27 protein-coding genes and 1 pseudogene are annotated in these 24,221 nt (G+C 74.8%); 10 read left to right on the forward strand and 18 right to left on the reverse strand.

The features are described from left to right. From ACWENR_RS15765 to ACWENR_RS15775, 3 genes and pseudogenes are all read left to right on the forward strand, one after another. A pseudogene (locus ACWENR_RS15765) lies at positions 1 to 507 on the forward strand (hypothetical protein); the annotation flags it as partial. Further along, positions 480 to 1,193 carry a response regulator gene (locus ACWENR_RS15770; protein WP_452277707.1) on the forward strand — a complete coding sequence of 238 codons (714 nt, stop codon included), beginning with the start codon at positions 480 to 482 and terminating at the stop codon, positions 1,191 to 1,193. The pseudogene ACWENR_RS15765 and the gene ACWENR_RS15770, both read left to right, overlap by 28 nt. Positions 1,194 to 1,266: 73 nt before the next feature. Continuing rightward, complete coding sequence (locus ACWENR_RS15775; protein ID WP_452277737.1) at positions 1,267 to 1,992, forward strand: hypothetical protein; 726 nt, start codon at positions 1,267 to 1,269, stop codon at positions 1,990 to 1,992. A 338-nt stretch (positions 1,993 to 2,330) separates the two neighbouring features. Here ACWENR_RS15775 and ACWENR_RS15780 read toward each other — a convergent pair whose 3' ends face one another. The 9 genes from ACWENR_RS15780 to ACWENR_RS15820 all read right to left on the reverse strand — a co-directional run bounded on the left by ACWENR_RS15780 (position 2,331) and on the right by ACWENR_RS15820 (position 12,068). Beyond that, the gene (locus tag ACWENR_RS15780) at positions 2,331 to 3,080 is read right to left on the reverse strand and encodes a lysophospholipid acyltransferase family protein (RefSeq protein WP_452277708.1); all 750 of its coding nucleotides are present in this window, start codon (positions 3,078 to 3,080) and stop codon (positions 2,331 to 2,333) included. A gap of 29 nt (positions 3,081 to 3,109) precedes the next feature. Next, on the reverse strand, positions 3,110 to 4,120 hold the full coding sequence (locus tag ACWENR_RS15785; protein WP_452277709.1) for an alpha/beta fold hydrolase: 1,011 nt from the start codon (positions 4,118 to 4,120) through the stop codon (positions 3,110 to 3,112). Continuing rightward, positions 4,113 to 4,577 (reverse strand): hypothetical protein, encoded by a 465-nt coding sequence (locus ACWENR_RS15790; protein WP_452277710.1) that lies wholly within the window; start codon positions 4,575 to 4,577, stop codon positions 4,113 to 4,115. The genes ACWENR_RS15785 and ACWENR_RS15790 overlap by 8 nt, the downstream gene beginning before the upstream one ends. A 219-nt stretch (positions 4,578 to 4,796) precedes the next feature. Beyond that, complete coding sequence (locus ACWENR_RS15795; protein WP_452277711.1) at positions 4,797 to 6,857, reverse strand: amylo-alpha-1,6-glucosidase; 2,061 nt, start codon at positions 6,855 to 6,857, stop codon at positions 4,797 to 4,799. Further along, positions 6,857 to 7,234 (reverse strand): SCP2 sterol-binding domain-containing protein, encoded by a 378-nt coding sequence (locus tag ACWENR_RS15800; RefSeq protein ID WP_452277712.1) that lies wholly within the window; start codon positions 7,232 to 7,234, stop codon positions 6,857 to 6,859. Before ACWENR_RS15800 ends, ACWENR_RS15795 begins: the two co-directional genes overlap by 1 nt. Before the next feature lie 242 nt (positions 7,235 to 7,476). Beyond that, entirely contained in the window at positions 7,477 to 7,893 is a 417-nt protein-coding gene (locus ACWENR_RS15805) for a CBS domain-containing protein (RefSeq protein ID WP_452277713.1), read from the reverse strand. A 253-nt stretch (positions 7,894 to 8,146) separates the two neighbouring features. Then, a complete protein-coding gene (locus ACWENR_RS15810; protein WP_452277714.1) occupies positions 8,147 to 9,172 on the reverse strand; it encodes an aspartate-semialdehyde dehydrogenase in 1,026 nt (341 codons plus the stop codon). A gap of 257 nt (positions 9,173 to 9,429) precedes the next feature. Continuing rightward, positions 9,430 to 10,776, reverse strand: coding sequence for a M16 family metallopeptidase (locus ACWENR_RS15815; RefSeq protein WP_452277715.1), 1,347 nt, complete (start codon positions 10,774 to 10,776; stop codon positions 9,430 to 9,432). After that, entirely contained in the window at positions 10,776 to 12,068 is a 1,293-nt protein-coding gene (locus tag ACWENR_RS15820; RefSeq protein WP_452277716.1) for a M16 family metallopeptidase, read from the reverse strand. Before ACWENR_RS15820 ends, ACWENR_RS15815 begins: the two co-directional genes overlap by 1 nt. Before the next feature lie 154 nt (positions 12,069 to 12,222). Between ACWENR_RS15820 and ACWENR_RS15825 the strand changes: the two genes are divergently transcribed. After that, positions 12,223 to 12,963: a phosphodiesterase gene (locus ACWENR_RS15825; RefSeq protein ID WP_452277717.1), complete on the forward strand. Its 741-nt coding sequence runs from the start codon at positions 12,223 to 12,225 to the stop codon at positions 12,961 to 12,963. Here ACWENR_RS15825 and ACWENR_RS15830 read toward each other — a convergent pair. The 4 genes from ACWENR_RS15830 to ACWENR_RS15845 form a co-directional block, all read right to left on the reverse strand. Next, the gene (locus ACWENR_RS15830) at positions 12,930 to 13,145 is read right to left on the reverse strand and encodes a hypothetical protein (protein WP_176737390.1); all 216 of its coding nucleotides are present in this window, start codon (positions 13,143 to 13,145) and stop codon (positions 12,930 to 12,932) included. The two genes, ACWENR_RS15825 and ACWENR_RS15830, sit on opposite strands and share 34 nt — an antisense overlap. Positions 13,146 to 13,303: 158 nt before the next feature. Then, entirely contained in the window at positions 13,304 to 13,591 is a 288-nt protein-coding gene (locus ACWENR_RS15835; protein ID WP_452277718.1) for a hypothetical protein, read from the reverse strand. 256 nt (positions 13,592 to 13,847) lie between these two features. Then, positions 13,848 to 14,447, reverse strand: coding sequence for an FHA domain-containing protein (locus ACWENR_RS15840; RefSeq protein WP_452277719.1), 600 nt, complete (start codon positions 14,445 to 14,447; stop codon positions 13,848 to 13,850). Between the two features lie 15 nt (positions 14,448 to 14,462). Beyond that, complete coding sequence (locus tag ACWENR_RS15845) at positions 14,463 to 16,250, reverse strand: protein kinase domain-containing protein (protein ID WP_452277720.1); 1,788 nt, start codon at positions 16,248 to 16,250, stop codon at positions 14,463 to 14,465. A 444-nt stretch (positions 16,251 to 16,694) separates the two neighbouring features. Here ACWENR_RS15845 and ACWENR_RS15850 point away from each other — a divergent pair, with 444 nt between their 5' ends. The 3 genes from ACWENR_RS15850 (at position 16,695) to ACWENR_RS15860 (ending at position 18,698) form a co-directional block, all read left to right on the forward strand. After that, positions 16,695 to 17,792 (forward strand): 3-deoxy-7-phosphoheptulonate synthase, encoded by a 1,098-nt coding sequence (locus ACWENR_RS15850; RefSeq protein ID WP_452277721.1) that lies wholly within the window; start codon positions 16,695 to 16,697, stop codon positions 17,790 to 17,792. Positions 17,793 to 18,151: 359 nt separating this feature from the next. Beyond that, complete coding sequence (locus ACWENR_RS15855) at positions 18,152 to 18,400, forward strand: hypothetical protein (protein WP_452277738.1); 249 nt, start codon at positions 18,152 to 18,154, stop codon at positions 18,398 to 18,400. A gap of 88 nt (positions 18,401 to 18,488) precedes the next feature. Continuing rightward, on the forward strand, positions 18,489 to 18,698 hold the full coding sequence (locus ACWENR_RS15860) for a hypothetical protein (RefSeq protein ID WP_452277722.1): 210 nt from the start codon (positions 18,489 to 18,491) through the stop codon (positions 18,696 to 18,698). A gap of 111 nt (positions 18,699 to 18,809) precedes the next feature. Here the strand turns inward: ACWENR_RS15860 and ACWENR_RS15865 are convergent, their stop codons facing one another. The 3 genes from ACWENR_RS15865 to ACWENR_RS15875 are packed head-to-tail and all read right to left on the reverse strand — an operon-like array spanning position 18,810 to position 20,023. Continuing rightward, the gene (locus ACWENR_RS15865) at positions 18,810 to 19,346 is read right to left on the reverse strand and encodes a DUF1360 domain-containing protein (RefSeq protein WP_452277723.1); all 537 of its coding nucleotides are present in this window, start codon (positions 19,344 to 19,346) and stop codon (positions 18,810 to 18,812) included. Positions 19,347 to 19,379: 33 nt separating this feature from the next. Beyond that, positions 19,380 to 19,700 carry a hypothetical protein gene (locus tag ACWENR_RS15870; RefSeq protein ID WP_452277724.1) on the reverse strand — a complete coding sequence of 107 codons (321 nt, stop codon included), beginning with the start codon at positions 19,698 to 19,700 and terminating at the stop codon, positions 19,380 to 19,382. Then, on the reverse strand, positions 19,700 to 20,023 hold the full coding sequence (locus ACWENR_RS15875) for a DUF6158 family protein (protein ID WP_452277725.1): 324 nt from the start codon (positions 20,021 to 20,023) through the stop codon (positions 19,700 to 19,702). The genes ACWENR_RS15870 and ACWENR_RS15875 overlap by 1 nt, the downstream gene beginning before the upstream one ends. Positions 20,024 to 20,143: 120 nt before the next feature. Between ACWENR_RS15875 and ACWENR_RS15880 the strand changes: the two genes are divergently transcribed. Next, the gene (locus ACWENR_RS15880; protein WP_452277726.1) at positions 20,144 to 20,581 is read left to right on the forward strand and encodes a hypothetical protein; all 438 of its coding nucleotides are present in this window, start codon (positions 20,144 to 20,146) and stop codon (positions 20,579 to 20,581) included. A 26-nt stretch (positions 20,582 to 20,607) separates the two neighbouring features. After that, positions 20,608 to 20,937: a DUF3817 domain-containing protein gene (locus ACWENR_RS15885; protein WP_452277727.1), complete on the forward strand. Its 330-nt coding sequence runs from the start codon at positions 20,608 to 20,610 to the stop codon at positions 20,935 to 20,937. 6 nt (positions 20,938 to 20,943) lie between these two features. Here the strand turns inward: ACWENR_RS15885 and ACWENR_RS15890 are convergent, their stop codons facing one another. Next, positions 20,944 to 21,468, reverse strand: coding sequence for a DUF6232 family protein (locus tag ACWENR_RS15890; RefSeq protein ID WP_452277728.1), 525 nt, complete (start codon positions 21,466 to 21,468; stop codon positions 20,944 to 20,946). A 492-nt stretch (positions 21,469 to 21,960) separates the two neighbouring features. Between ACWENR_RS15890 and ACWENR_RS15895 the strand changes: the two genes are divergently transcribed. Next, positions 21,961 to 22,935, forward strand: coding sequence for an NlpC/P60 family protein (locus ACWENR_RS15895; RefSeq protein WP_452277729.1), 975 nt, complete (start codon positions 21,961 to 21,963; stop codon positions 22,933 to 22,935). 67 nt (positions 22,936 to 23,002) lie between these two features. On the opposite strand, the gene ACWENR_RS15900 is transcribed toward ACWENR_RS15895, so the two are convergent. Beyond that, complete coding sequence (locus tag ACWENR_RS15900; RefSeq protein ID WP_176737563.1) at positions 23,003 to 23,992, reverse strand: sigma-70 family RNA polymerase sigma factor; 990 nt, start codon at positions 23,990 to 23,992, stop codon at positions 23,003 to 23,005. Positions 23,993 to 24,221 lie beyond the last annotated feature (229 nt).

Below are 24,221 nucleotides of genomic sequence, written 5' to 3' on the forward strand. Positions count from 1 at the left end.
CGCCGCCTCATCGCCGAGTCGGACGACGTGCCGGACCCGCTGCTGCACGAGCTGCGGGCCGCCGCCGACCTGGCCGAGCGGAACGGGCTGCCGATCGACCTGGTGACGATCGGCGCCCCGCCGCCGCTGCCGGTCGAGGTACGGCGCCGGCTGGCCGACCCGCTCACCGCGACACTGGCCGACGCGCGGGGCTGGGCCCGGCTGACCGTGGTCTGCGGCCCCGACGAGGTGGCGGTCAGCCTGGTCACCCCCGACCGGGTCGACCCGGACCCCGCCGGCCCCCCGCCCGACGACGGCCGGCGGGACGCCGACGACGGCGGATCGGTGGCCGACGACGGCGGATGGGACGCCGACGGCGGACGGGACGCCGGCGGCGGCGGATCGGTGGCCGGCGGCGGCGGATGGGACGCCGACGGCGGGTGGGTCGCCGAGGGGGGCGGTTCGGTGGAACACCTCTACGAGCGGGACGGGGAGATCAGATGGACGCAGACCAGGTGGCGCCGGTGAGCGCCGGGCGACCGGTCGGCGTGGCGATCGTGGACGACCACCCGGTCGTCATCGAGGGGGTGCGGGCCTGGCTGGCCACCGAGCCCCGGCTGACCGTCCTGGCGACGGGCGACGACCCGGACGCGGTGCTGCGGGCCGCCCCCGACGCCGACGTACTCCTGCTCGACCTGCGGCTGCATGGGCGGATGGCGCTGGACAAGCTCGCCGAGCTGAGCGCGGCCGGCCGGCGGGTCGTGGTCTACTCCGAACACAGCGACCCCGGGACGATGCTCGCCGCGCTCGACGCCGGGGCGGTGGCGTTCCTCGCCAAACACGAGGGTCGGGAGCACTGCGTGGCCACCGTGCTCGCCGCCGCAAGCGACCGCCCGTACGTGCCGCCGGCGCTGGCCGGGGCCATCGTGGGCGACCCCCGCCCGGACCGCCCCGCCCTGTCCGACAAGGAACGCGAGGCGCTGCTGCTGTGGTTCCAGTCGATGTCGAAGGCGTCGGTGGCCCGCCGGATGCGGATCAGCGAGCACACCGTCAAGCAGTACGTCGACCGGGCGCGGATCAAGTACACCCGTGCGGGTCGACCGGCCGCCACGAAGGCGGCGCTGCTCGCCCGGGCGATCGAGGACGGCCTCGTCCGCCCGGAGGAGATCGGCATCTACCGGTCACAGGCGTCGTACGACCGGCCGACCCCCTAACGGCTGTCATGACAGCCGGTCGCGGGTCGGCGACGCTCGTGCTGAGATGCCGTCTGCACCGGAGGTCATGACGATGCACGATGACGCGTCCCCCTTCTTCATCGCACCGCACCGCTTCGACGGCGTCGACGACGACGCGCCGGTGCTGGACCGGCGGCACGAGCTGGTCCCCGAGGCCGGCGAGCGGGTGCTCTCCCGGCACCGGCTGCACGCCTCGGGGCACCTGCTCGGGCCGACCGACGCACGACGACGGTGGGCACTGCCCGCGCCCGTGGCGGTCACGGTCACCGATCGGCGCGTCGCGTACGTCGGGGGCGGGCCGCAGCTCGCGCTGGTCGGCGGCGCGGGCGACGTCGCCCGGCACCGCCGGGGCGTACGGCTGCCGGGCCTGGTCAGTGGTCAGATCCGCTGGCAGTGGCCGTCCCGGCTGGAGCTGCTCCCCGCCGGGCCGGACCGGCCCTGCCGGCTGCTGGTGGTCTGCGACGCGCTGCGCACCATCCAGCAGCCGGCCCTCGGCCTCGCCGGTCCCGCCGGGGAGGTCGCCGACCTGGCCCGCCGGGTGCGCCGCGCCGTGGCCGCGTTCCGGCTGGCCCACCCCGAGCTGGTGGACCTCTCGCCGCCCGAACGGGACGTGCTGGCGGTGCGGGCCGCGGCGGTGTTCTCCGCCGGCGACGCCCGGATCACCCTGCCGGGCTCACTGCCGGTGGAGTTCCGCTCGCGGGACGACTACTACCGACGGGAACACTCCGACCGTGCCTGGCACGGGCCCGCAACCGGCGCAGCATCCGGACATCGCTGAAGCCGACGACACGGGCGCGACCACCACCCCACCACGCCGCCCCGCACCACAGCACGACGCCGCCCCACACCACAGCACCACGCCGCACCGCACCACAGCACCACGGCACCACCCCGCCACGGCACGGCACCACCCCACCACGCCGCCCCGCACCACGGCGCCCCGGCACCACGGCGATCTTGCACTTTCTGCCCCCCGTTTGCGCTGCTTGTCCGGAATGCCGGGGCAGTAAGTGCAAGATCGCGGGAGAGGTGGGGCGGGAGAGAGTGAGCGGGAGAGGTGGGGCGGGAGAGGGGTGAGGTGAGGTGGGGCGGGAGGGGCTAGGGAGGGGTGGGAAGTTAGGGGGTGGGGGTGCGGCGGGTGGGGGTGTCGAGGGCGGCGGCCTCCTCCGGGGTGGGGGCGGTGCCGCCGAGGTGCGCCGGGAGCCACCAGGTGTCGTCGGGGCCGGCGGGCTGGTCCGGGTACTCCCGCTGGGCCCGGTCGACCAGCGCGCTCAGCCGCGTCTTCAGGTCGGCGGTCATCGCGTTGGCGTCCGGGTAGGCGGTCGGGTCCATCGGCTCGCCCACCAGGATGGTGATCGGGGTGTGCCGACGGGTGAGGGTGCGCGGCCGGCCCTTGGTCCAGAGCCGCTGGGTGCCCCACAGGGCCACCGGGAGGACCGGTACGCCGGCCTCGGCGGCCATCCGCGTGGTACCGCTCTTGAGCTCCTTCACGGTGAACGAGCGGCTGATCGTCGCCTCGGGGAAGACGCCGACCACCTCGCCGCGCTTGAGCGCGCTGACCGCCGTCGCGTACGACCCGGCACCCGCCCGCCGGTCCACGGGGATGTGCCGCATGCCGCGCATCAACGGGCCGGACACCTTGTGGGTGAAGACCGACTTCTTGGCCATGAACCGCACCAGCCGCTTCGCCGGGTGCGCGCCCAGCCCGCAGAAGATGAAGTCGAGGTAGCTGACGTGGTTGCTGGCCATCACCGCCCCGCCGGTACGCGGGACGTGGTGGGCACCGTCGACGGTGATCTTCAGGTCGAGGACCCGAAACATCGTCAGGGCGGCGGCGATCACGGGCGGGTACACGAGTTCCGGCATGGCGCGAACTTACCCCGCCCACCTGGGAGTCACGCCATGACAGCCCCGTGCCCGCCGGCCGCGGTCTCCCCCTCCCCGGACGGGGCGGCGCAGCGGGCCGGATCGGCGAGGAAGTCCTCGATCAGGCGGCCCAGTTCGGCCGCCTGCTCCACCGCCATCGCGTGGGTCGCCCCGGGCAGCGGACGCACCCGCAGCAGCGGCTGGGTCCGGGCGATCGCGGTCAGCCGGGTCAGGACGCCGCGCCGGTAGGCCGCGTACAGCTCGGCGAAGGGTCGCTGTGCGGGCAGGTCCTCGGTGGCCAGCACGAGCAGCAGCGGGGCGACCAGGGCCCGGTGGACGGGGTCGAGGTCCAGCCCGACGCCGGCGTCCCGGATCCCGGCCAGCACGGGCGGCCGGGGTCGCAGCACGACGCCGCCCTCGTTGCGGGCGAGGTTGCGGGTGAACGCCTCCTCCGCGTCCCGCTCGGGCAGCCCCTGGGCACGACCGGCGGCGACGTGGGCCGCCGTCAGCTCCGGCAGCGCGGCCGGGTCCAGGGGTGCCGCGGCCGCCTGCGTCATGCCCGCGAAGACGCCGTGCAGCCGGGCCAGTTCCGCCTCGGCCCGCTCGCGGGGCAGCCCCACGAGCTGCTCCGGCCGGCGGGGCACCGGCACGCCGTCCAGGCTCACCGCGCCCGGGCAGTCGGCCCGCCGAGCGGCCCAGCGAGCGGCGAGCATGCCGCCCAGGGACACGCCCACCACGGCGGGGCGGTCCAACGCGAGGGCGGCCACCACCGCCTCGACGTCCGCGAGCGCGGCGTCGACGCTCCACGGCCCGTCCCCGGAGAGCCCGTGGCCGCGCAGGTCGAGCGCGACCACCCGGTGCCGTGCCCGGAGCCGCTCGGCGAGTGGGCCGAGCTGGGCGAGGTTGCCTCCCGCACCGTGCAGCAGGACCAGCGGCGGACCGTCGCCGCCGTGGTCCCGTACGGCGATCGGCACCTCCGCCTCGACCACCATGTCCCGCGCCGGCTCCTCGCGGGCGACGCCCACCGTGGACTCACGCACCGGCCCGCACCCCCCGCAGCCGGTCCCGCACGGACGACGGGACGACCCCGCCGTCCGGGTGCCGGGCGAGGCGCCCGCGGCTCACCAGGTCGTGCACCCCCTGGCGGCTGATGCCGAGCATGGCGCCGGCCACGGCGTACGACACGGACGCCGCCGTGGGGTGGCCGACGCGCCAGGCGACGGCCTGCCCCAGCGGGGTGCGCCACCACTGCGCGGGCGGGTCGAACGGGCCGTCGCTCGGATACAGCGTGGCGACCACCCGCACGATCGTGCCCATCGCCTCGGCGTCGTCACCGCCGAGGATCCGGGCCGCCCAGCGGCGGGCCCGGACGCGCACCACCGCCCGCAGGGCGGCGACGGTGTCGTCCCCCTCGAGCAGGATCTCCAGCGGGTCGAGCAGGCGGATGTCGAGCAGCCTGGCCAGCTGCACGGCGAGTTGGTCCTCTGTGGGCGGCACGCCGTACCTCCTTCGAATGCTTGACGATCAGTGTCAAGCACTTGACGGGAGGTGTCAAGAGTGCGGCGGCCCCGGGACTGCCGCCGCTCGTCGGCGGCGACTCGGCCGACGCCACCCTGGCCCTGCACCTGGCCGCGCGCCGGCCCGGGCGTGAGGCCGGCGCCGGACCCGGGCGTGAGGCCGGCGCCGACCCGGGCGGGGGGCCGGCGCCGGCGCGGGTCACTCGGTGAGGCGGTGCATGTCGAGTCGGCCCCGGGCGAACGCGTCCACCCGGCCCCAGCGGCCCGGAATGTCCAGCACCTCGATGCGGCCCATCCCGATCGGCAGCCGGGGCTCCACCGCCAGGTGCCCCTCGTGCGGCTCCAGGCCGAGCATCGTCCGCAGCAGCAGCAGCGGCGTTCCGGTCGACCATGCCTGCGGGCTGCACGCGGTCGGATACTCCACCGGGAACTTGGTCAGGTCGCGCGGATAACCGCCGAACGCCTCCGGCAGCCGCCCCTCGAAGTAGGTGGCCGCGTCGAGGATCCCGCTGGCGATGACCGCCGCCTCCTCGGCGAAGCCGTACCGGCGCAGGCCCCAGGCGATGAACGAGTTGTCGAACGGCCAGATCGTGCCGTTGTGGTAGCCGATCGGGTTGTAGCGGACCTCGCCCTCGGCCAGCGTCCGCACTCCCCAGCCGGTGAAGAGGCGGGGGCCGACCAGGTGCGCGGCGATCTTCTCCGCCCGGTCGTGGTCGACGATCCCGCTCCAGAGCAGGTGCCCGATGTTGGAGCTCAGCACGTCGCACTGGCGCCCGTCCGGGTCGAGGGCCAGCGCGTAGTACTCGCCGTCGGACACCCAGAAGTCGCGGTTGAACCGCTCCTTCAGCGCCGCCGCCTCGCGCTCCAGCCGGTCGGCGAACTCGGGGTCGCCCCAGAACTCCCGGGCCAGCCGGGCGGCCCGCAGCTTCGCGTCGTACGCGTAGCCCTGCACCTCGCAGGTGGCCCGGGGAAACGGCGGCAGCCTGCCGTCCCGGTAGGAGATGGAGTCCCAGGAGTCCTTCCAGCACTGGTTCTCCAGGCCGGTGTCGGTGTTGCGCCGCTCGTACCAGATGTAGCCGGTGCCGACCAGGTCGGCGTAGTCGTCGATCCACTTCAGCGCGGCACGGCACTCCCGCTCCAGCTCCATGACCAGCGCGACGTCGCCGCTCCACTTCTCGTACTCGTCGAGCAGCACCAGGAACAGCGGGGTGGCGTCCACCGACCCGTAGTACGGCGAGTGCGGCTGCTCCTCGAAGGCGGCGGTCTCGCCGTACCGCATCTCGTGCAGGATCCGGCCGGGGTCCTCGTCGCGGAAGTCGTCGAACCGGGTGCCCTGCAGGGAGGCGAGGATCCGCAGCGTGGTCTTCGACAGGTCCGGCGTGAACGGCAGCGTCTGCAGGCACGTCAGGATGCTGTCCCGGCCGAACATGGTCATGAACCAGGGCAGGCCGGCGGCCGGCAGCGTCGCCCCGCCGAGCGAGAGCGGCGAGAAGCGCAACGCCGCCAGGTCGATCATGCTGCGCCGGTACGTCCTCGCCAGGTCCTCGTGCTGGCTGTTCAGCCGTGGGGCCTTGGCGAGCCACTCCTCCAGGTCGTGCTGGAGGGCGAGCCGCTCGGTGCCGTGCACCCGCAGCCCCATCAGCAGGTCCCGGCCGCCCGGGCCGAGCGCCAGGGTCTTGACGTCGATCCGGGCCTCCCACTGCTCGTTGGGTTCCAGGTGGATCGAGTAGCCGAAGCCGTTGCGGTCGTACCGCGCCTGCGGGGACGCGGAGATCACCGTCTCCCGGGTGAAGTTGCCGCGCCGGTAGCCCAGGCGCAGCCGGTCGGCCTCGACCTCGGTGTAGATCTCGCCCTTCTTGTTCAGGATCTCGTCCTTGACCTGGAACAGGTCGGCGAAGTCGGACGCCGCGTCCATCCTGATCTCCAGGTCGACCGGCTTCTCGTCATGGTTGAGGATGGTGAGGGTCTCGCGGAAACTGCCGCCCACCGCCCGCTCGCGGATGATCGACAGCTTGGCGTCGACGTAGTGCGTCGCCATCCCGGGCACCAGGAAGAACCGGGCCTCGTAGTACTGGAGGTCGTCGTACGACAGCGGGTTGAGCCGCTCCCCGTTGACCTTGAGCACCCAGGTGGACAGGAACCGGGTGTCGAGCGAGAAGAACCCGGTCGGCTCGCTCGGCGTCGCCTCGATGTCGCCGGTGTCCTCCGACACCACGAAGGTGCTGCCGTCCAGGATCCGGATCGTGTTGCTCTTCCCCATCAGTGCACCTCCCGCTCCGCCGGGAAGCGCCGGCGGGGTCCGTGGGTGTCCGGCGGGCTGGGGAAGAGCCGCTCCAACTGCAACACCAGCCGGAGGTCCCCCGTCACCGTCATGTCCCCCCGCAGCAGCGCCGCCACCCCGTCCTCCCGCCCGGAAGCGAGGTCCTCGAAGAGCTCGGGGCTGGCCCCGACCACCGTGTCGGCCTCCTGGTCCTCCTGGCTCACCCGCACCCGGCCCCGGTCGATGCGCAGCAGCCAGTGCGTCGTGCGCGCGCCCTCGTTCAGGTCCAGGCGCAGGGTCCCGGAGGACTTCGCCAGCAGGGGTTCGTAGTCCCGCCGGTCGAGGTCCTCGAGGAACCTCGTCGTCGCGTCCACCATCGGGCCTCTCCTCCCTGTCGGTCATGTCCCGACCCGGGGTCCCCGTCCCGTGCGGGCTCAACCTCGCCCGGATCGGGTGAGTCGAAGCGGCGGCGGACCACGGACGCGGCGGCGTGCCGACAGCGCGGGGCCGGCGGGGAGGTCGTACGGCCGGGCGGTGCCGCCGGCGGGCGGGCCGCACCGGGAACGCCGCGAAGGCCGGCTCCCCGGACCCGGGGAGCCGGCACGCCCGCGGCGGACGGTCAGTTGTTCGGGTCGTCGGCGCTGATGTCGGCGAGCACCGACTGCGGTTCCCGCTCCACGGCGAGGTCCCCCATCGAGACGAGGCCGACGAGGCGTCCGTCGTCGATGACCGGCAACCGGCGTACGGCGTAGGTCCGCATCAGGTCGGCGGCGGCCACCGCGTCGTCGTACTGGCTCACCGTGATCACGTCCTTGCTGGTGATCCGGTTGAGCGGGGTCGAGTTCGGGTCCAGGTTCTCCGCCACGCCCCGGACCGCGATGTCCCGGTCCGTCACGATGCCGACGACGTCGTCGCCGTCGGTCACCACCACGTCGCCGATGGCGCTGTCGCGCATCTCCTGCGCCGCGGCGGTCAGCGTGTCGTTGCCGTCCATCGTCACCAACCGGGTCGTCATAAACTCTCCGACCGTTGTCATGGTGCTCCCCTCTCGGTGTCGGCACGGCCGTCTACCCGCCGACCGGGCGGCATAACGCGCCGCGTCGTACGCCCGCCGGGAACCCCACCGCGCGGGCAGACGCGGCGTACGCCCGCCGGGGACGCCACCGCGCCGGCCGACGCGGCGGGCGAGGTCGACCTCGGCGAGCGGATGGTCGGGCGCGACGACGTCCGCCGACGCGGCGGGCCCCCGCCGGAGGAGACCGGCGGGGGCCCGAGGGAGGCTCGTGGGGTCAGCGGCGCTCGGCGGCGACCAGCTCCGCGATCTGCACGGCGTTCAGCGCGGCGCCCTTGCGCAGGTTGTCGTTGGAGCAGAACAGGGCCAGCCCGTGCTCGACGGTCTCGTCGGCGCGGATCCGGCCGACGTAGGTCGGGTCCTGACCGGCCGCCTCGAGCGGGGTCGGCACGTCGCTCAGCGCCACGCCGGGGGCTCCGTCGAGCAGCTCGCGGGCCCGCTGCGGGGTGATCGGGCGGGCGAACCGGGCGTTGATCTGCAACGAGTGGCCGGTGAAGACGGGCACCCGGACGCAGGTGCCGGAGACCGTCAGCCCGGGGATCTCCAGGATCTTGCGGCTCTCGTTGCGCAGCTTCTGCTCCTCGTCGGTCTCGAAGGACCCGTCGTCGACGATCGAGCCGGCGAGCGGGAGCACGTTGAACGCGATCGGCCGGGCGAAGGACCGGGGGGCCGGGAACTCGACGGCGGAGCCGTCGAAGGCGAGCCCGGCGGCCTGCTCGGCCACCTTGCGGACCTGCTCGTCCAGCTCGGCCACGCCGGCCAGCCCCGCGCCGGAGACCGCCTGGTAGGTCGAGACGACCAGGCCGACCAGTTCCGCCTCGGCGTGCAGGGGACGCAGCACCGGCATCGCGGCCATCGTGGTGCAGTTGGGGTTCGCGATGATCCCCCGGGGGCGTGCGGCGGCGGCGTGCGGGTTGACCTCGGCGACGACCAGCGGCACGTCGGGGTCCATCCGGAACGCCGAGGAGTTGTCGATGACGACGGCCCCGGCCGCGGCGACCCGTGGCGCGAGCTCCCTGGCGGTGCCCTTGCCGGCCGAGAAGAGCACGATGTCGAGCCCGGAGTAGTCGGCGGTGGCCGCGTCCTCCACGGCCACCTCGCCGCCCCGGAAGGGCAGGGTGCGCCCGGCCGACCGCGCCGAGGCGAACAACCGCACCTGCTCCGCCGGGAACTCCCGCTCCGCCAGCACCTGCCGCATCACGCCACCGACCTGGCCGGTGGCCCCCACAATGCCGATCCTCATGCCCGCGAGGCTACCCAGCCCGGCCGCCCGACCGGGAACGCTTTCCCACCGCCCGGGCGTTCCGGGCCGACCCCGGGCGGTGGCCCTGGTCACGCCCCGGGCGGCCGCGAGCCGCAACGACGTCGCCGATCGGGCCGGCGGCCCGGAAGAACCGGCCGCCCCGGGCCGCCCGGCCGGAGCATTCGCGTCGGCCCGCCGGCCCGGCGGTCGGTGCCCGGACGGGGCGGCGCGACCCAGATCACACCGCCCCGCGCCCGTCAGGAGGCGTGGTCCACCAGGTCGCCCAGGCCGGTGGCGGCCAGCTCCTCGCGGATCGCCGCGGCGTCGCCCTCCACCACCAGAGTGAGCGCCTCCGGGTGCAGGTGCGCGGCGGCCGCCGCCGAGACCTGCGCGACGTCGGCGGCAAGCAGCGACTCCCGCAGCCGGGCGTGGTAGTCGTCCGGCAGGTCGTGCACGACCAGGGTGGTCAGCGCGGAGGCGATCGCCCGGGGGCTCTGCAGCTCGACCGAGAGCTGGCCGGCCCGCCAGGAACGCGCGACCGCCAGCTCCTCCTCGGTCACCCCGGTCTCCTGGGTACGGGCGATCTCGCCGACCGCCTCGACCAGGGCCGGCGCGGTGACCGCCGTCTGCACGCCGGAGCTGACCGCGAACCGGCCGAACCGGCGGGACGAGGCGAAGTCGCCCCGGATGCCGTACGTGTAGCCGCGCACCTCGCGGATCAGGTGGTTGAGCCGGGAGGTGAACGCCCCGCCGAGCACCGTGCCGGCGAGGGTCATCGGCACGTGGTCGGGGTGGGCGCGGTGCGGCGACGGGTGACCCAGCCGCAGCGTGGACTGCACCGAGCCGGGGCGGTCCACCAGAATGATCCGCCGGCCGGGGCGGGTCGGCGCCTCGACCGGGCCGCCCCGGTCGACCGGCCCGCCGCCGGTGCCGGCGAACGCCGCCGCGCCGAGCGCGTCCAGGTCGAGCCGGTCCAGGTCGCCGGCGACGACCAGCGTGCCGGGGCGGATGAACCACTCGGAGTGGAAGACCGTGACGTCCTCGACGTCCAGCCCGGCCACCGAGTCGGGGTCGCCGTACATGGGGCGGCCCCAGCGGTTCCCGGCGCCGAACAGCTCCGCGCGCAGCGCCGCGTCGGCGCGGGGGCCGGGGTTCGCCCAGTCCATCCGCAGGGCGGTCGCCTCGTCGTCGCGGACCCGCCGGACGTCGTCCGGGTCGAGCTTCGGGGTGCGGACCGCCTCGGCGAGCAGCTCCACGGCGGCGTGCAGCCGCTCCACCGGCACCTGCACGCTGACCTGGAAGGAGTCCCAGTCGAGCCCGGTCACCAGCTCGGTGCCGAGCGCCTCGATGGCCAGCGCGTACGCGGTGGCGTCCCGCTGCGCGGTCCCCTCCTCCAGGGCCTTGGCGAGCACCCCGCCGAGCCCTTCCTTGCCGGTCGGCTCGCGCTCGGCGCCCGCGTCGAGCAGCAGCAGCGCCACGGCCAGGTTCTGCCCGGGCAGGTGCGCGGCGACCACCCGGCCGCCGGCCACCGTACGGCGGACCACCTGCGGGAACCGGTAGGGGCGGGCGAGGCCCGGCCCGGGACGGTCGGTGATCAGCGTCATCAGGGCTTCTCCTCGGGCAGGTAGGTCAGGGTCACCCGGTCGTCGGCGGCGAGCACCTCGGCGGCGGCCTCGGCGATCTGCTCGGCGGTCACGGCGAGCCAGGCCGGCAGCCGCTCGGCGGCCTTCGCCGGGTCGCCGAACTGGGTGGCGTACCGCCCGAGCGTGTCGGCCCGGCCGTCCACGGTGGACATCTGCCGCCACCACATGGTGGTGAGCAGGGACTTGGCGCGGTCCAGCTCGGCGGCGGTGACCGGCACGGTGGCCAGCTCGTCGACCACCTCGGCCAGCCCGGCGGCCAGCCGCTCGCCGCTGACGCCGGGGCGGGCCGTGGCGGTGGCGATCAGCGGGGCGGGGGCGTGCGCCAGGTCCACCCCGTACGCCCCGACGAGGTCCGGCTGGGCGATCCGCTCGCCGTCGGCGAGGCGCTGGTAGAGGCGGCTGCCCCGGCCGCTGCCCAGCACGGTGGCGAGCACGGTCACCACGTCGTAGCCGGGGGTGCCGAAGGCGTGGGTGCGGTGCGCGACGTAGACGCGCGGCGCCGGGACGTCGCCGGTGACCGTCTCCACGGCCGGCCGGCCGGTCGCCGGGACCACCCGGCCGTCGGGGGCCGGCGGGATGTCCCCGCGGGGCGGGATCGCGCCGAAGTACTTGTCGGCCAGCGCGAAGACCTCGCCGGCCGACGCGTCGCCCACGACGGTCAGCACGGCGTTGTCGGGCGCGTAGTACGTGCGGTGGAAAGCCTGGAAGGTGGCCAGGTCGGCGGCGTTCAGGTCGGCCATCGACCCGATCGTGGCGTGGTGGTAGGGGTGCCCCGGCGGATACAGCAGCGGCAGCAGCCGCAGCCAGGCGTCGCCGTAGGGCACGTTCTCGTAGCGCTGGCGCCGCTCGTTCTTCACCACGTCACGCTGGTTGTCCAGCGTCTCCTGGGTCAGCGCCGGGACGAGACCGCCCATCCGGTCCGCCTCCAGCCAGAGCGCCAGCTCCAGGTGCTCGGCCGGGACGGTCTCGAAGTAGTTGGTGCGGTCCGGGTTGGTGGTGGCGTTGAGGGAGCCGCCGGAGCCCTGCACCAGCTTCATGTGCTCGGTCTTCGCCACGTTGACCGAGCCCTCGAACATCAGGTGCTCGAAGAGGTGGGCGAAGCCCGTCTGCCCGGTGGGCTCGTGGCGGGAGCCGACGTCGTACCAGAGGTTCACGGCGACGGCGGGCGCGGTGCGGTCCTCGCTCACCACCACGCGCAGGCCGTTGTCCAGTCGGGTCGTCTCGATGGGCCAGGGGTAACCGCTGTCGGGCATGGCACGACGCTATCCGATCGAGCGGGCCGGACGGGGACACGCCGTCCCCGGCGAGGCGCGGGCGCCCGCCGGCCCGGCGCGGCGCGCGGGGACACCGCCGGGGTCACCGCGCGGCGCGAGGCATCGACCGCGCGCGGCCGGGTACCGGGGGGAGATGCCGCCTGCCGCCACCGTGACCGACCGGGCCGCCGTCGTGGTCGACCGCGCGACCGCGGCCCTGACCCGGCTCCGCCGGGCCCGCCTGCTGCACCCCGCCGGCCGCTCCTTCGCCGGCGAGGTGACCGTGTGGGGCGTGCCGGGGCCGCCGACCGGGGTCCCGCTGCTGGACGACCCGGGACGCTTCCGGGCGACCGTACGCCTGTCCAAGGGGGTGCCGACGCCGGGCGGCTGGCCCGACGTGCTGGGGCTGGCCGTGCGGCTGCACCGGGATCCCGACCGGCCGTTCGACCTGCTGGTCAGTTCCAGCGCGGCCGCGCCGGTGCTGCGGAACCTGCCGCTGCCCCGGCGGCGCTTCGCCGGGACGTACAGCACGATCATGCCGTTCCGGGCCGGGCGGCGGCGGCTGTTCCTGGCCGCGCTGGCCGACCCGGAGTCGCCCGACCTGGGCCGCAGCCTGACCGACGTGGCCGCCGCGGCCCGGGAGGGCGCGCCCCGGCTGGTGCTGGCGGTCGCGTCCGCGGTCGGGCCGTGGCGGCCGTTCGGCCAGGTCGCTCTCGGCGACCAGCTCGGCGCCCGGGAGGACGCCGAGCTGGCCTTCGATCCGATCGGCAACCTGCCGCCGGGCCTGCGGGCGGCGGGCCCGGTCGCGTGGCTGCGGGAGCACACCTACCCGGCCTCGCAGCGGGTGCGCGGGGCCCGGGTTCAGTCCGGGGGCTCGATGGGGGTCACCGTCTGATCGGAGGTACGCCGCTCCAGGACGGTGTCCGGCGCGGCGTTGCGGTCGGCCTCACGGATGTCGGACTCCTCGAGGATGGCGTCCGCCTGCGCCTGCGGATCGTCGCTGCCGACCGCCGCCTCCTCGGGCAGCAGGTGGGCGCGGGACTCCACCCGTTCCTGGTCGCTCTGCTCGTGACTCATGCCCACCCCCATACCCCGCCGGCGCGGCGGGCACGCCCGCACGGTCGCGTCCGACCCCGTGGCGACCGGGCCCCGTCGTCGGGACACCGGACGCCCGGACGCGACCGTGCGCGCGGCAGCGGGCCGACCGCCGGGCGTGGACCCGACGGTCCGGGTGGCTACCCCCCGCCGCCCGCCCCGGCGTCGCCGGCCCCGCGCCGGCCCAGCGGCAGCAGTACGCCGCCGAGGATCGCCGGCGCACCCGGCCCCGCGGCGCCGCCGTCCGGCCCGGGCGTCCCCTTCTCCAGGGGTTGGTTGGCGTCCGACGGGGTGCCGTCGTCGCCTTGGCCGAAGCGGGCCGGGCCCTCCCAGACGGACCCGGCCCAGGCGGCGGGGGCGGGTCCGAGGAGGACGGCGCCCGCCACGACGAGGCCGACCGCCGCCTCCTTCGTCCAGATCCGGGTCATTCCGCCCCCTCGGCACGGCCGTGTCGCTGCGGCGCCCGGGGCGCCGGCCGGCGGCGGGGCGGCTGCGGTGGCGGGTGGGCCGGCCCCGGCGGGCCGTACGAGGGGGTTGGCACGGGAGATGGCAAGGGCGACCTTCTTCGATCTGTGCCGCTGGTACCTGCGCTACGGCGCCCGCGGCGACTCGCGTCGTCCCGGGTGCCAGCAGAAACTAGTGGGGGAAGAAAAGGTGTCCACTCGGCCACCCGCCGCCGGGTGGTCAGGAACGCGGCTCGACGGCCGCCACCACCCCGCGCCGGAGGGCCTCCCCGGCCAGCCACGCCCTGCGGCGCTGCTCCCTGGTGCGCAACCCGAACTTGTCGTAGAGGTGCGCCAGGTGCTTCTTGACCGCGCTCTCGCTCAGGCCCAGCTCCGCCGCCAGCGCGCGCAGCGGCGGCGCCTGGGGAAACGGCGTGCCGCCGACGACGAAGGGCCGGCACAGCGCCTCGATCACGTCGTGCTCGCGGCGGGTCAGCTCCGGCGGCGCCAGCGCGGGAGCCGTGGGGACGGTCCGCGTGCCGCTCTGCCCCGCCGGGGCCCGGAAGACCAGCCGCGCCGGCCCCACGGTGATCCGGTCCCCGTCGCGCAGGACGCGCGCCTGCCGCAGGGGCACGCCGTTGACCTCGGTGCCGTTGGTGCTGCCCAGGTCGCGGATGCACCAGCCGGCCGGGTAGCGCTCCACCACGGCGTGCAGCCGCGACACCTCCTTGCTGTCGACCCGCAGCTCGTTCTCGGGCGCCCGCCCGATGGTCAGCAGGTCGCCGACGGCGGGAACCATCGCGGCGTGCTCGTCGTGGTGCAGCTCGAAGTAGCTGTGCATCCCTCCACCCCCTGGTCAGTCGCAGTAGGGGACGGTACTCAGGGTGACCGACGAGGTCCCGCCGCCGCTGAGCGTCGCCGTCGCGGTCGCGCAGCCGGCCTCGACCGGCACCGGCTCGGTCCACAGCTCGAAGGGCTGGCCCGTCACGCTGCGCCGGCCGCCCTCCCCGTCCGGCCCGGCGGCGACCGCGAGGTCGACCCGCCAGGTGCCGTCGGCTCCCGCGTTGTCCCGGTACTGCTTCCACACCCACACGTAGGCCATCACGGCGTCGCACCGTTCCGACCGGTAGAGCTTCAGCGACACCGCGCGCAGGCCGTCGACGTGCCCGAACGTCGACCGCCCGACCTGCCGGGCGTCCGCGTAGCAGGGGCCCGGCGGGGCGTCGTCGCGGCTGGCGGGCCGGCGCACCCCCGACCCGACGAGGGTGACGACGTACTCGCCGCCGGAGTGCACGACCCGCAGCGCCGCCCGGCGCGCGCCGACGTCGCCGGGGATGAACGACACCGTCACGGCGCAGGAGTCACCGGCGGGCAACGACCGCCCGGTGCAGCGGTCCTCGGAGATGGTGAAGTCGCCGTGGTGCACCCCGTCGAGCTGGGCCCGGTCCATCCCGATCGACCGGCCGCCGCCGTTGCGGACCACCACCCGCTCCCTGCTCGGCTCGGCGCTGAGCTCCCGCTCGCCGAAGTCGACGCCCTCGCTGACGTCGACCGCCGTGGGAGCGGGCGGTCCGTCGGGGCCTCCGGCGGTCAGCGTCACGGCCGCCGCCAGCGCGACGCCGAGTGCGATCGCCACCGGCCGGCGGCGGCGCCGGGACGCCCGCCCGGGCGAGGGCCGGCGTTCGACCGTGGCGGACATCGCGCGGGCGGCGCGCGCCCGCGCGCTCAGCGACAGCGCCGGCCGCCCGGCCGCCACGACCCCCGGCGCCTCGTCCCACCCGACGGGCAGCTCGACGTCGCCGATCACCAGGTTGGTGACGGGCAGCCCGGCGGCGCGCTGCACCTGTTGCAGGTCGCGGGCGAAGCCCGCCGCCGAGGGGTACCGGTCCCGCGGGTGCTTGGCCATGGCCCGCTCGACGGCGGCGCACAGCCGCTCGGGCAGGCCGCGCCCGCGCAGGTCCGGAGCCGGGTCGGTGGCGATGGCGGCGACCAGCCGGTCCGGCGGGTGATCGGGCGGCGCGAACGCGGGCCGTCCGGCGAGCCAGGCGTACAGCGTCGAGCCGAGCCCGTAGACGTCGGAGGCCACCGACGCCTCGCCGCCGTTGAGGACCTCCGGCGCGGCGTGCAGCACGGTGGCCGTCACCACCGGGCTCCGGCCGCCGCCGGGCTCCCGGGGCCGGGCCAGGCCGAAGTCGGCGAGCTTGGCCTCGCCGTACCGCGAGACGAGGACGTTCTCGGGCTTGACGTCGCGGTGCAGGATGCCGGACTGGTGCGCCGTCTCCAGCGCCCCGGCGACCGCGATCACCCCGGCCACGGCCTCGGCCCACGGCGGCTCGCCCGCCGCCACGGCGCCCGTCGCACCGGCGACCCGGGCCAGGCGGTCCGCGACGGAGCCGCCCTCCTCGTAGGCCATCAGGATGTACGGGTTGCCCGCGTCGGTGTGTCCCGCCTCGTGGACGGTGACGATGTGCGGATGGTTGGAGAGGCGCCCCATCGCCCTGACCTCGCGCACGAACCGGGCACGCGAGCTCGCACCGTGGGAGTCCGTCGCGATCACCTTGACCGCCACGGTGCGCGAGAAGGCCGGCTGCCAGGCCCGGTAGACGACGCCGAAGCCGCCCCGACCGATCTCCGTGGCAGCCACGCACCCGGGAACGCCGATGTCCAGACCGGCGGCCCCGCGGCCATCGTGACGGCTCAACTCTGGACCCTCCTGGGTCGATCTTGCGGAGAGCGATGATAGCTACTCGGCCTGTTCACCGGCCCCGTCCGCGGGCTGCGTGGCCCGCTGGTGGGGCCGCACCACGCTACCGGCACCGCGGCCGCGCGGCAGGAGTCGTGCCTGGTGGTGCCGGCGCGGGGAGCGTTTCCGTCGCGACGGGTGGACCTTCCCGGTCCGTCGGGTACGCTGGGCCGCGTGACGCGTTCGTATCGATGGTTTAGGCAGCCGGCTCGCACGCCGGTGACTTCACCATGATCTGACGTCACCCCATCGAGCCGGCCGGGCAGGAGCTTTCGTTCCTGCCCTTTTGCGTACGAGCAGCCGGCTCGACCCGGGCACCGGCCCCGGGGCACGGTCGGCGGAAGGATGCCCACCGTGACGACCCCGGAGACCGATCGGGTCAGCGACCAGCGGATCGACCGTGTCGTGCCGCTGACCACCCCGGCCCTGCTGCACCACGAGCTGCCCCTGGACGACACGCTCGCCTCGGCCGTGCTGGCCGGCCGGCGCGCCGTCGGCCGGGTGCTGGACCGCGCCGACGACCGCCTGCTGGTGGTGGTCGGGCCGTGCTCGGTGCACGACCCGGCCGCCGCGCTCGACTACGCCCGCCGGCTGCGCGTCGCCGCCGACCGGGTCGCCGACGACCTGCTGGTGGTGATGCGGGTCTACTTCGAGAAGCCGCGCTCAACGGTGGGCTGGAAGGGCCTGATCAACGACCCGGGGCTCGACGGCTCGGGCGACGTCAACGGCGGCCTGCGTACGGCCCGGGCGCTCCTGCTCGACGTGCTGCGCCTCGGCCTGCCGGTGGGCTGCGAGTTCCTCGACCCGATCACGCCGCAGTACATCGCCGACACGGTGGCCTGGGGGGCGATCGGCGCGCGGACGGTGGAGAGCCAGGTGCACCGGCAGCTCGCCTCCGGCCTGTCGATGCCGATCGGCATGAAGAACCGCCCGGACGGCAGCATCGGCACCGCCGTGGACGCGATCCGGGCGGCCGGGGTGCCGCACGTCTTCCCCGGCATCGACGTCTCCGGGACGCCGGCGATCCTGCACACCCGGGGCAACGCCGACGGGCACCTGGTGCTGCGCGGCGGGGGCGGCCGGCCCAACTACGACGCGGAGTCGGTGGCCGGCGCGCTGGAGCTGCTGCGGGCGGCCGGCCTGCCCGAGCGTCTGGTGGTGGACGCGAGCCACGCCAACAGCGGCAAGGACCACCGCAACCAGCCGAGGGTGGCGGCGGACGTGGCCGCCCAGCTCGCCGCCGGGCAGCGCGGCATCGTCGGGATCATGTTGGAGAGCTTCCTGCTCCCCGGCCGCCAGGACCTCGACCCGACCCGCGAGCTGACCTACGGCCAGTCGGTCACCGACGCCTGCATCGGCTGGGAGACGACGGAGGAGGTCCTGAGCCACCTGGCCGCCGCCGTGCGTACCCGCCGCCGCGCCCCCGCGCCCGCTCCGGCCTGACCACGGCTCGTCCCGTCGTCCGGGGCGGGACGGAAGACAGCGCCGCCCCGGGCCTCGTGAGCCCGGGGCGGCGCTGGTGTCGGTGTGCAGGTCGCCTCTCGGCGAGTGGCGCGACGCGGCTCCAGCCGGACGGAACTCCGCGAGGGCAATATGGTGAGGCCCGGGGACACTGGACACACCGACACCTGACTCAACCGGCCACCCGGCGCCGGTGTTCCGCCCCCGCCTATGAGCGCCCTCACACGCCACGGCGGCGCGCCGGCCACGCCGACCGTCCGTCGCCCGGCACGCCGGACGCGCCCCGGCGCCGACCCACCGGGGCGGGCATGGTGACGTTTGACCGATTCCGTCGCGGGTAGCTGACCGGCGTGACCGACGACGTACCCGTGACCGAGGCGCCCGTGACCGACGAGCCGGACGTCCGACGCCTCGACGACCTGCTCGAGGACCTCTACCACGGCCAGGAGCGGATCAGCCAGGCGGACATCTACCGCCGGGCCGTCGCCGCGGAGCTGCCCGCGCGACTGCTCACCCGGATCTCGGCGCTGCCCGAGGGCGAGTACGCGGTCGACGAGGCGGCCGACCTGCTCGGCGGATCGGTCACCTGACCCCCGACCCCCGCACCGCCCGGGGCGCCACCGGCGGGCCGGCGGCCTTCCGGGCACCGGGCGGCCGACGAGCAGTGAGGAGAGCGGCATGTCGCACCACGAGGAGCAGCACGAGAGGCTGCCGGCGCTCGGTCAACCCCCCGAGGGCACGGACACCCTGCCCGAGCCGGACTTCGCCAACGAGCACGACAAGACGGCCGTCGACCGGGAGGTCATCACCGGCGCGGACGAGGACGAGCGCGAGCCGGAGGCGTCCCGGGGGTGGGCCGGGGAGGACCACGGCACCACCCCGACCTGAGGAACGGGCAGCACCCCGACCCGACGGGCGGGGACGGACGTGGCGAAGGGGGCCGGCACACCGCCGGCCCCCTTCGTCGTCGTCCTCGGTCCTGGTCGACCGCGCCCGTCCTCACTCCTCGTCGTGCCCGCCGCCCTCGGCGGCGCGCTGCGCCACCGCGTACGCCATCTGCAGGAAGTCCGAGGCGGCCACGGCGGTGAGCGCGGTGGCGACCAGGCGGGTCAGCCGGGGCGTGAGCACCAGCCCACCGGTCAGCCCGGTGGCGACCCAGACGGCCAGGCAGAACGGGCAGCTCAGCAGCTCCCCGATGGCGTGGCGGGTGCTGCTGCCCTGGTCGCGGACCTGCTCCATCACCTCGCCACTGCCGATGGGCCGGTCGTAGCGGGTGAACGGCGCCCGCAGCGGGCTGGTCACCGCGTCCTTGGCCAGCAGCCGGCTGAGCTTGTGGGTCGCGATGCCCAGCAGCACCACGTCGGCCGTGGCGGGCCGGTCGGGCACCTGGCGGCCGGTCACCTTGACCAGGCCGGCGAGCGCGCCCGCCACGCCGACATAGGCGCTCATCGACACCAGGTAGCCGCCGAGCGGCCGGTGCTCGTGCGGCGCGTACGCCCGGCGTAACCGCGCCACCTTCTCCTTCACGTCGGTCACCCGGTCTCCTCGATTCCTCGGGTTGGGCCCGGCTCAGCCGGCCTGCAGGTTGTCGGCCACCTCGCGGGCGAGGCTGTCCAGCGCCTCGCCCGCCAGGCGGTCCGCGTCCGGCCCGCCGGTGAGGTCGAGCCGGGTCCGGGCGCCGCCGGCCTGGGCCGGCTCCACCCGGATCTCGGCGGACCAGTCGCCGGCGGCGCTCCATCGGGCCCGCAACTCCTCCGCGCTGACCTCCTCCGCCGGGCTGCCGTCCGCGCGCAGCGGATCGGGCAGCCACGCCGACGCCCGGTCGGGGTCGGTGGCGGTACTGAACACCACCTCCGGCGGCGCGGACATGCCGCGCTCGGCGTGTGCCATCAGGCGTCCCGCAGGCGGCTCGGGTCGACCTCGCGGCCGGGGTGCCGGGCGAGGTACTCGGTCTCCAGCTCCGCCGTGCGGCGCAGGTGGTTGGCGAGCGCCGAGTCGGCCGCGTGCCGCAGGGTGTCCAGCCGCGTGCGGTGCAGACTGTGCATCTCGCGGACGAGGTCCTCGTCGCCCAGCTCGGCGGGGTCGACGCCGAGCAGCTCACCGTCGGTGTCCGCCTCGCCGGAGGCCCTGTCGTGGACGTGGTCGCCGTCCCACTCGGGCATCCGCTGCTCCGGGCTGCCGAACTCGTCCTGCCGTATCGATCCGGTCATCATCGCCCCCCTGGTCGTTTTGGGCTGGCGTCTACACGGATGCCCACAGGGGGTGACACCAAACCATCCCGCCACTACGACACCCCGTCGGAGACCCCGGCCCGCCCCGGTACTCTCGATGCCATGAAACGGCTCTGGACCCCGGCGTGGATCGCGCGCCACGTGGCCATGGTCGTGCTGGTCGTCGGGTTCCTGGGGCTGGGCTGGTGGCAGGTCAGCCGGGCGGCGGCCGGCAACGCGATCAGCTGGGGCTACGCGGTCGAGTGGCCGATCTTCGCGGGCTTCGTGGTGTTCGTCTGGTGGCGTGAGGTCCGGCACACCCTGCGCGGCTCGCGGGAGCCGGCCGCGCCGGAGCGGACCACCGCCGAGGCGGGGCCGGCCGACGCCGGAACGCGGCCCGCCGACGCCCCGGCGCGTCCGGTGGTCCGCCGGCCCGTACGGGTCGCCCGGGTGCCCGCGCCGGTCCACGGCGGCGACGACGCGGACCTGGCCGCCTACAACCACTACCTGCAATGGCTGAACGACAATCCGGGCGCCAAGCCCGGTGACTACCCCGGCTGACGCCGGGCGCGGAAGGACGGACGACGGTGGGCGCAGCCCTGACCCGGTACCGCGTGATCGCCTGGATCGTCGGCGTGGCGCTGATCCTGTTGGTCGTGATCGGCATGCCGATGAAGTACGGCTTCGACAACCCGATCGTGGTGGAGACCGTGGGGCAGGCGCACGGCTTCCTCTACATGCTCTATCTGGTGGCCGCGTTCGACCTGTCCCGCCGGGCCGGCTGGCCGCTGAAGCGGATGGTCCTGGTCATGCTGGCCGGCACGGTGCCGTTCGTCTCCTTCTACGCCGAGCGCCGGGTCAGCGGCTGGGTGACCGCCGACCCGGCCGAGCGCACCCCGGAGCCGGTCGCCGGCTGAACCGGGCTACCGGTTCGGCCGCCACGGGTCGGCCGAGGCGAGCGGGTCCTCCCAGCCGCCGTAGCGGTGCATCTCCCGGGCCCGGCGCAGGGCCCGGGTGACCTGGCCGAACTGCCGCTCGTCGTCGCTGCTGAACAGCAGCACCTGCGCGCCCCGCCGCCGGCCCCACAGCTCGTACGCCGGCGGTCGCCACCGGTCCCCCACCACCGCGACCAGCACGGGCAGCAGGAACACCGCGCCCAGGATGAGGTACGCCCCGGCGGTCAGCCGTTGCAGCCCGCCGGTGAAGCCGAGCAGCAGCCCGACGCCGCCGAGCATGGCGCCGGTGACCACGACGGCGCGGACGGCGACCCGGTCGTGCGGCCCCCGGGTGGTCTCCAGGTGGGTCAGCTCCGTCACCGGCCAACTGTTGTGCCCGACGGTGAACCGGTCGACGGTCACGATGATCCCGGGTCGGGCGTAGAGCAGCGTGTTCGTTGCGGCGGTCGCCCCCGGGGACGTCCGTCGGGTCGTGGCGGGCTGAGGGTTCATGGCTTGCACCTCCCGCGGCTGCGTGCCGGGGTCGGTCCCCGCCGGCGGCTCACATCCACACCGGTCGACGGGATTCCCGGCTCCGCGGTTCATTGTGTGGCGCACGTGCCAGCCGGTACGCCGGTTTGCGCCCGGCCGGTCCGACGGCGACCCGGCGACTCGCCGGGTACGAGCCCGCATGTCCGTCTTGTCGGTCACGGCAACCCCTGCGCCACCGGCATCAGCCGACAACGACGAAGGGCGCAGAAGCCTCAAACACCGACGATCGGCGCGTAGATCGCCGCAGAGGGGCGGGACGGCCGGCACCCGCCCGAACCATGCTTCGCGCCACTTTGCCAACATTCGCCCCTGCTTCAACTGCGGGTCACTCCCGCCACGGGTTACGTTGTCCGGGCCGGCCGGTCGACCGCCGTCCACCAGGACAGCACCGGCCCGGTGCCGCCGGAGGCGTCAGCAGCCCACGGCGGCCGATGGGAGAGGAGCCTTCCGCTCTTGTCGTCCCTCAGGAACACGCTGCGCGCCCTGCTCGTCGCCACGGTGTCGGCCGCCCTGGTCGCGCCCGCGGTGCCGGTCCGGGCCGAACCGTCCCCCGCCGACCTGACCCGGCGGATCGAGAAGTCCTCCGCCGAGCTGGAACACGTCGTCGAGGCGTACAACAAGCTCCGGGAGGAGATGAAGACCAACAGGGCGGCCGTGGCCCGGGTGCAGAGCCGGATCGGCCCGCTGGAGGCGGAGACCGAGCGGAGCCGGGCAGACGTCGGCGAGATGGCGGTGACCGCGTACAAGACCGGCAGCAACCTCACCACCGTCGATGCGCTGCTGCGTCCCGGCGGGTCGGAGACCATGCTCGACCGGCTCGGCATGCTCGACCAGCTCACCCGGCAGCGGCAGCAGAAGATCGCGAACTTCACGGGCAACCAGCGCCGGCTGCTGGACGAGAAGACCCGGTTGGACGTCACGCTGAGCCGGCAGGCCGTCCAGGCCCGCGAGCTGACCGCCGCGAAGAAGCGGATCGAGGGCGACCTGGCGGAGCTCTACGAGCTGCGCCGCCAGGCGTACGGCCGGGCCACCGAGAAGCCGGCCGCCCGGCCCGACAGCGCGGACGACGCCCCCGCGATCTCCGGCCGGGCCGGCGTCGCCGTCCGGTACGCCTACGGGGCCCTCGGCAAGCCGTACGTCTGGGGCGCCGACGGGCCGAACGGCTACGACTGCTCGGGCCTGACCTCGGCGGCCTGGCGGGCGGCCGGCAAGTCGCTGCCGCACAACACCCGCATGCAGTGGGGCGCCGTCGCCCACATCAGCCGCGCCGAGCTGCGCCCCGGCGACCTCGTCTTCTACAGCGGCCTCGGGCACGTGGGCCTCTACATCGGCGGCGGCCAGGTGATCGACGCGCCCAGCGCCGGGCGCAACGTGCTCAAGCGGGGCATGAACCTGATGCCGATCCAGGGCTACGGTCGGGTCCGCTGACCCACGGAAACGGCGAACGGCCGGCGCCCCGGTTGGGGACGCCGGCCGTTCGCCGTTGCCACGTTGCTCAGGCCGCCTGCAGCCCCTCGGCCCGGGCCAGCTCGCGGAGCCGGCCGAGCGCCTGGATCTCCAGCTGGCGGATCCGCTCCCGGGAGAGCGAGAACCGCGAGGCCACCTCGGTGAGCGAGTGCTCCCGGCCGTCCTCCAGCCCGTAGCGCGCCCGCATGATGCCCGCCGAGCGGTCGTCGAGGTGGTTGAGCAGGCCCTCGATCCGCTGCCGCTCCAGCCCGGTGAGGACGATCTCCTCGGGCGACGGGGCGTCGCTGTCGGCGACCAGGTCGCCGAGGTTGGTGTCGCCGTCGTCACCCACCGGGGTGTCCAGCGACACGGTGTCCTGCGACCAGCGGACCAGCTCGTTGACCCGCTCGACGGTGACGCCGAGCGCCGCCGCGATCTGCTCCGGCTCCGGGTCGCTGCCCAGCTCACGGGTGAGCTGTCGCGCCACGTTGCGCATCCGGTTGACGTCCTCGACCAGGTGCACCGGCAGGCGCACGGTGCGCTCCTGCTGGGCGATCGCCCGGCTGATCGCCTGGCGGATCCACCAGGTCGCGTAGGTGGAGAACTTGTAGCCGCGCTCGTAGTCGAACTTCTCGACCGCCCGCACCAGGCCGGTGTTGCCCTCCTGGATCAGGTCCAGCATGGGCATGCCCGAGCGCACGTAGCGGCGGGCGATCGACACGACCAGTCGCAGGTTGGCCCGGATGAACAGGTCCTTGGCCCGCTCGCCCTCGGCGACCAGCCGCTCCAGGTCCTCCCGGTCGACACCGGCGGGAACGCGGTCCTCGCCGAGCAGGTGCTCGGCGTAGAGGCCGGCCTCGATGGCCTTGGAGAGGTCGACCTCCTTGGCGGCGTCCAGCAGTGGCGTCCGGGAGATCTCGTGAAGGTAGACGCCGACCAGGTCGCGCTCCTCGGCAACCTCGTCGGTTCGCATGCCGATGTTCTTGTCCACGTTGCCCACGGTCCCCTCGCTCGCGCCGGTTGCCCGGTTCCTTGCCATCCCCACGTCCATCAGCCCTCCCCCGTAACTTCCGCTGTGCCCGCCGGTGCTGACACCTACACAACAGATGAGACGCGTCGGGGATTCCATGTCGTGAGTCGAAAGTGTCACGAATGCCTGATAATCCGCTGAGAGCGCGGTCCACGTTTGCTGTCAGCGCTCCGGGTGGTCGCTCACCGGTGGGCACCACGGAGGTCGGCGGATCGACGCGTCGCCGCGTCCCCTGGTC

The organism is Micromonospora sp. NPDC004336, assembly GCF_053602615.1.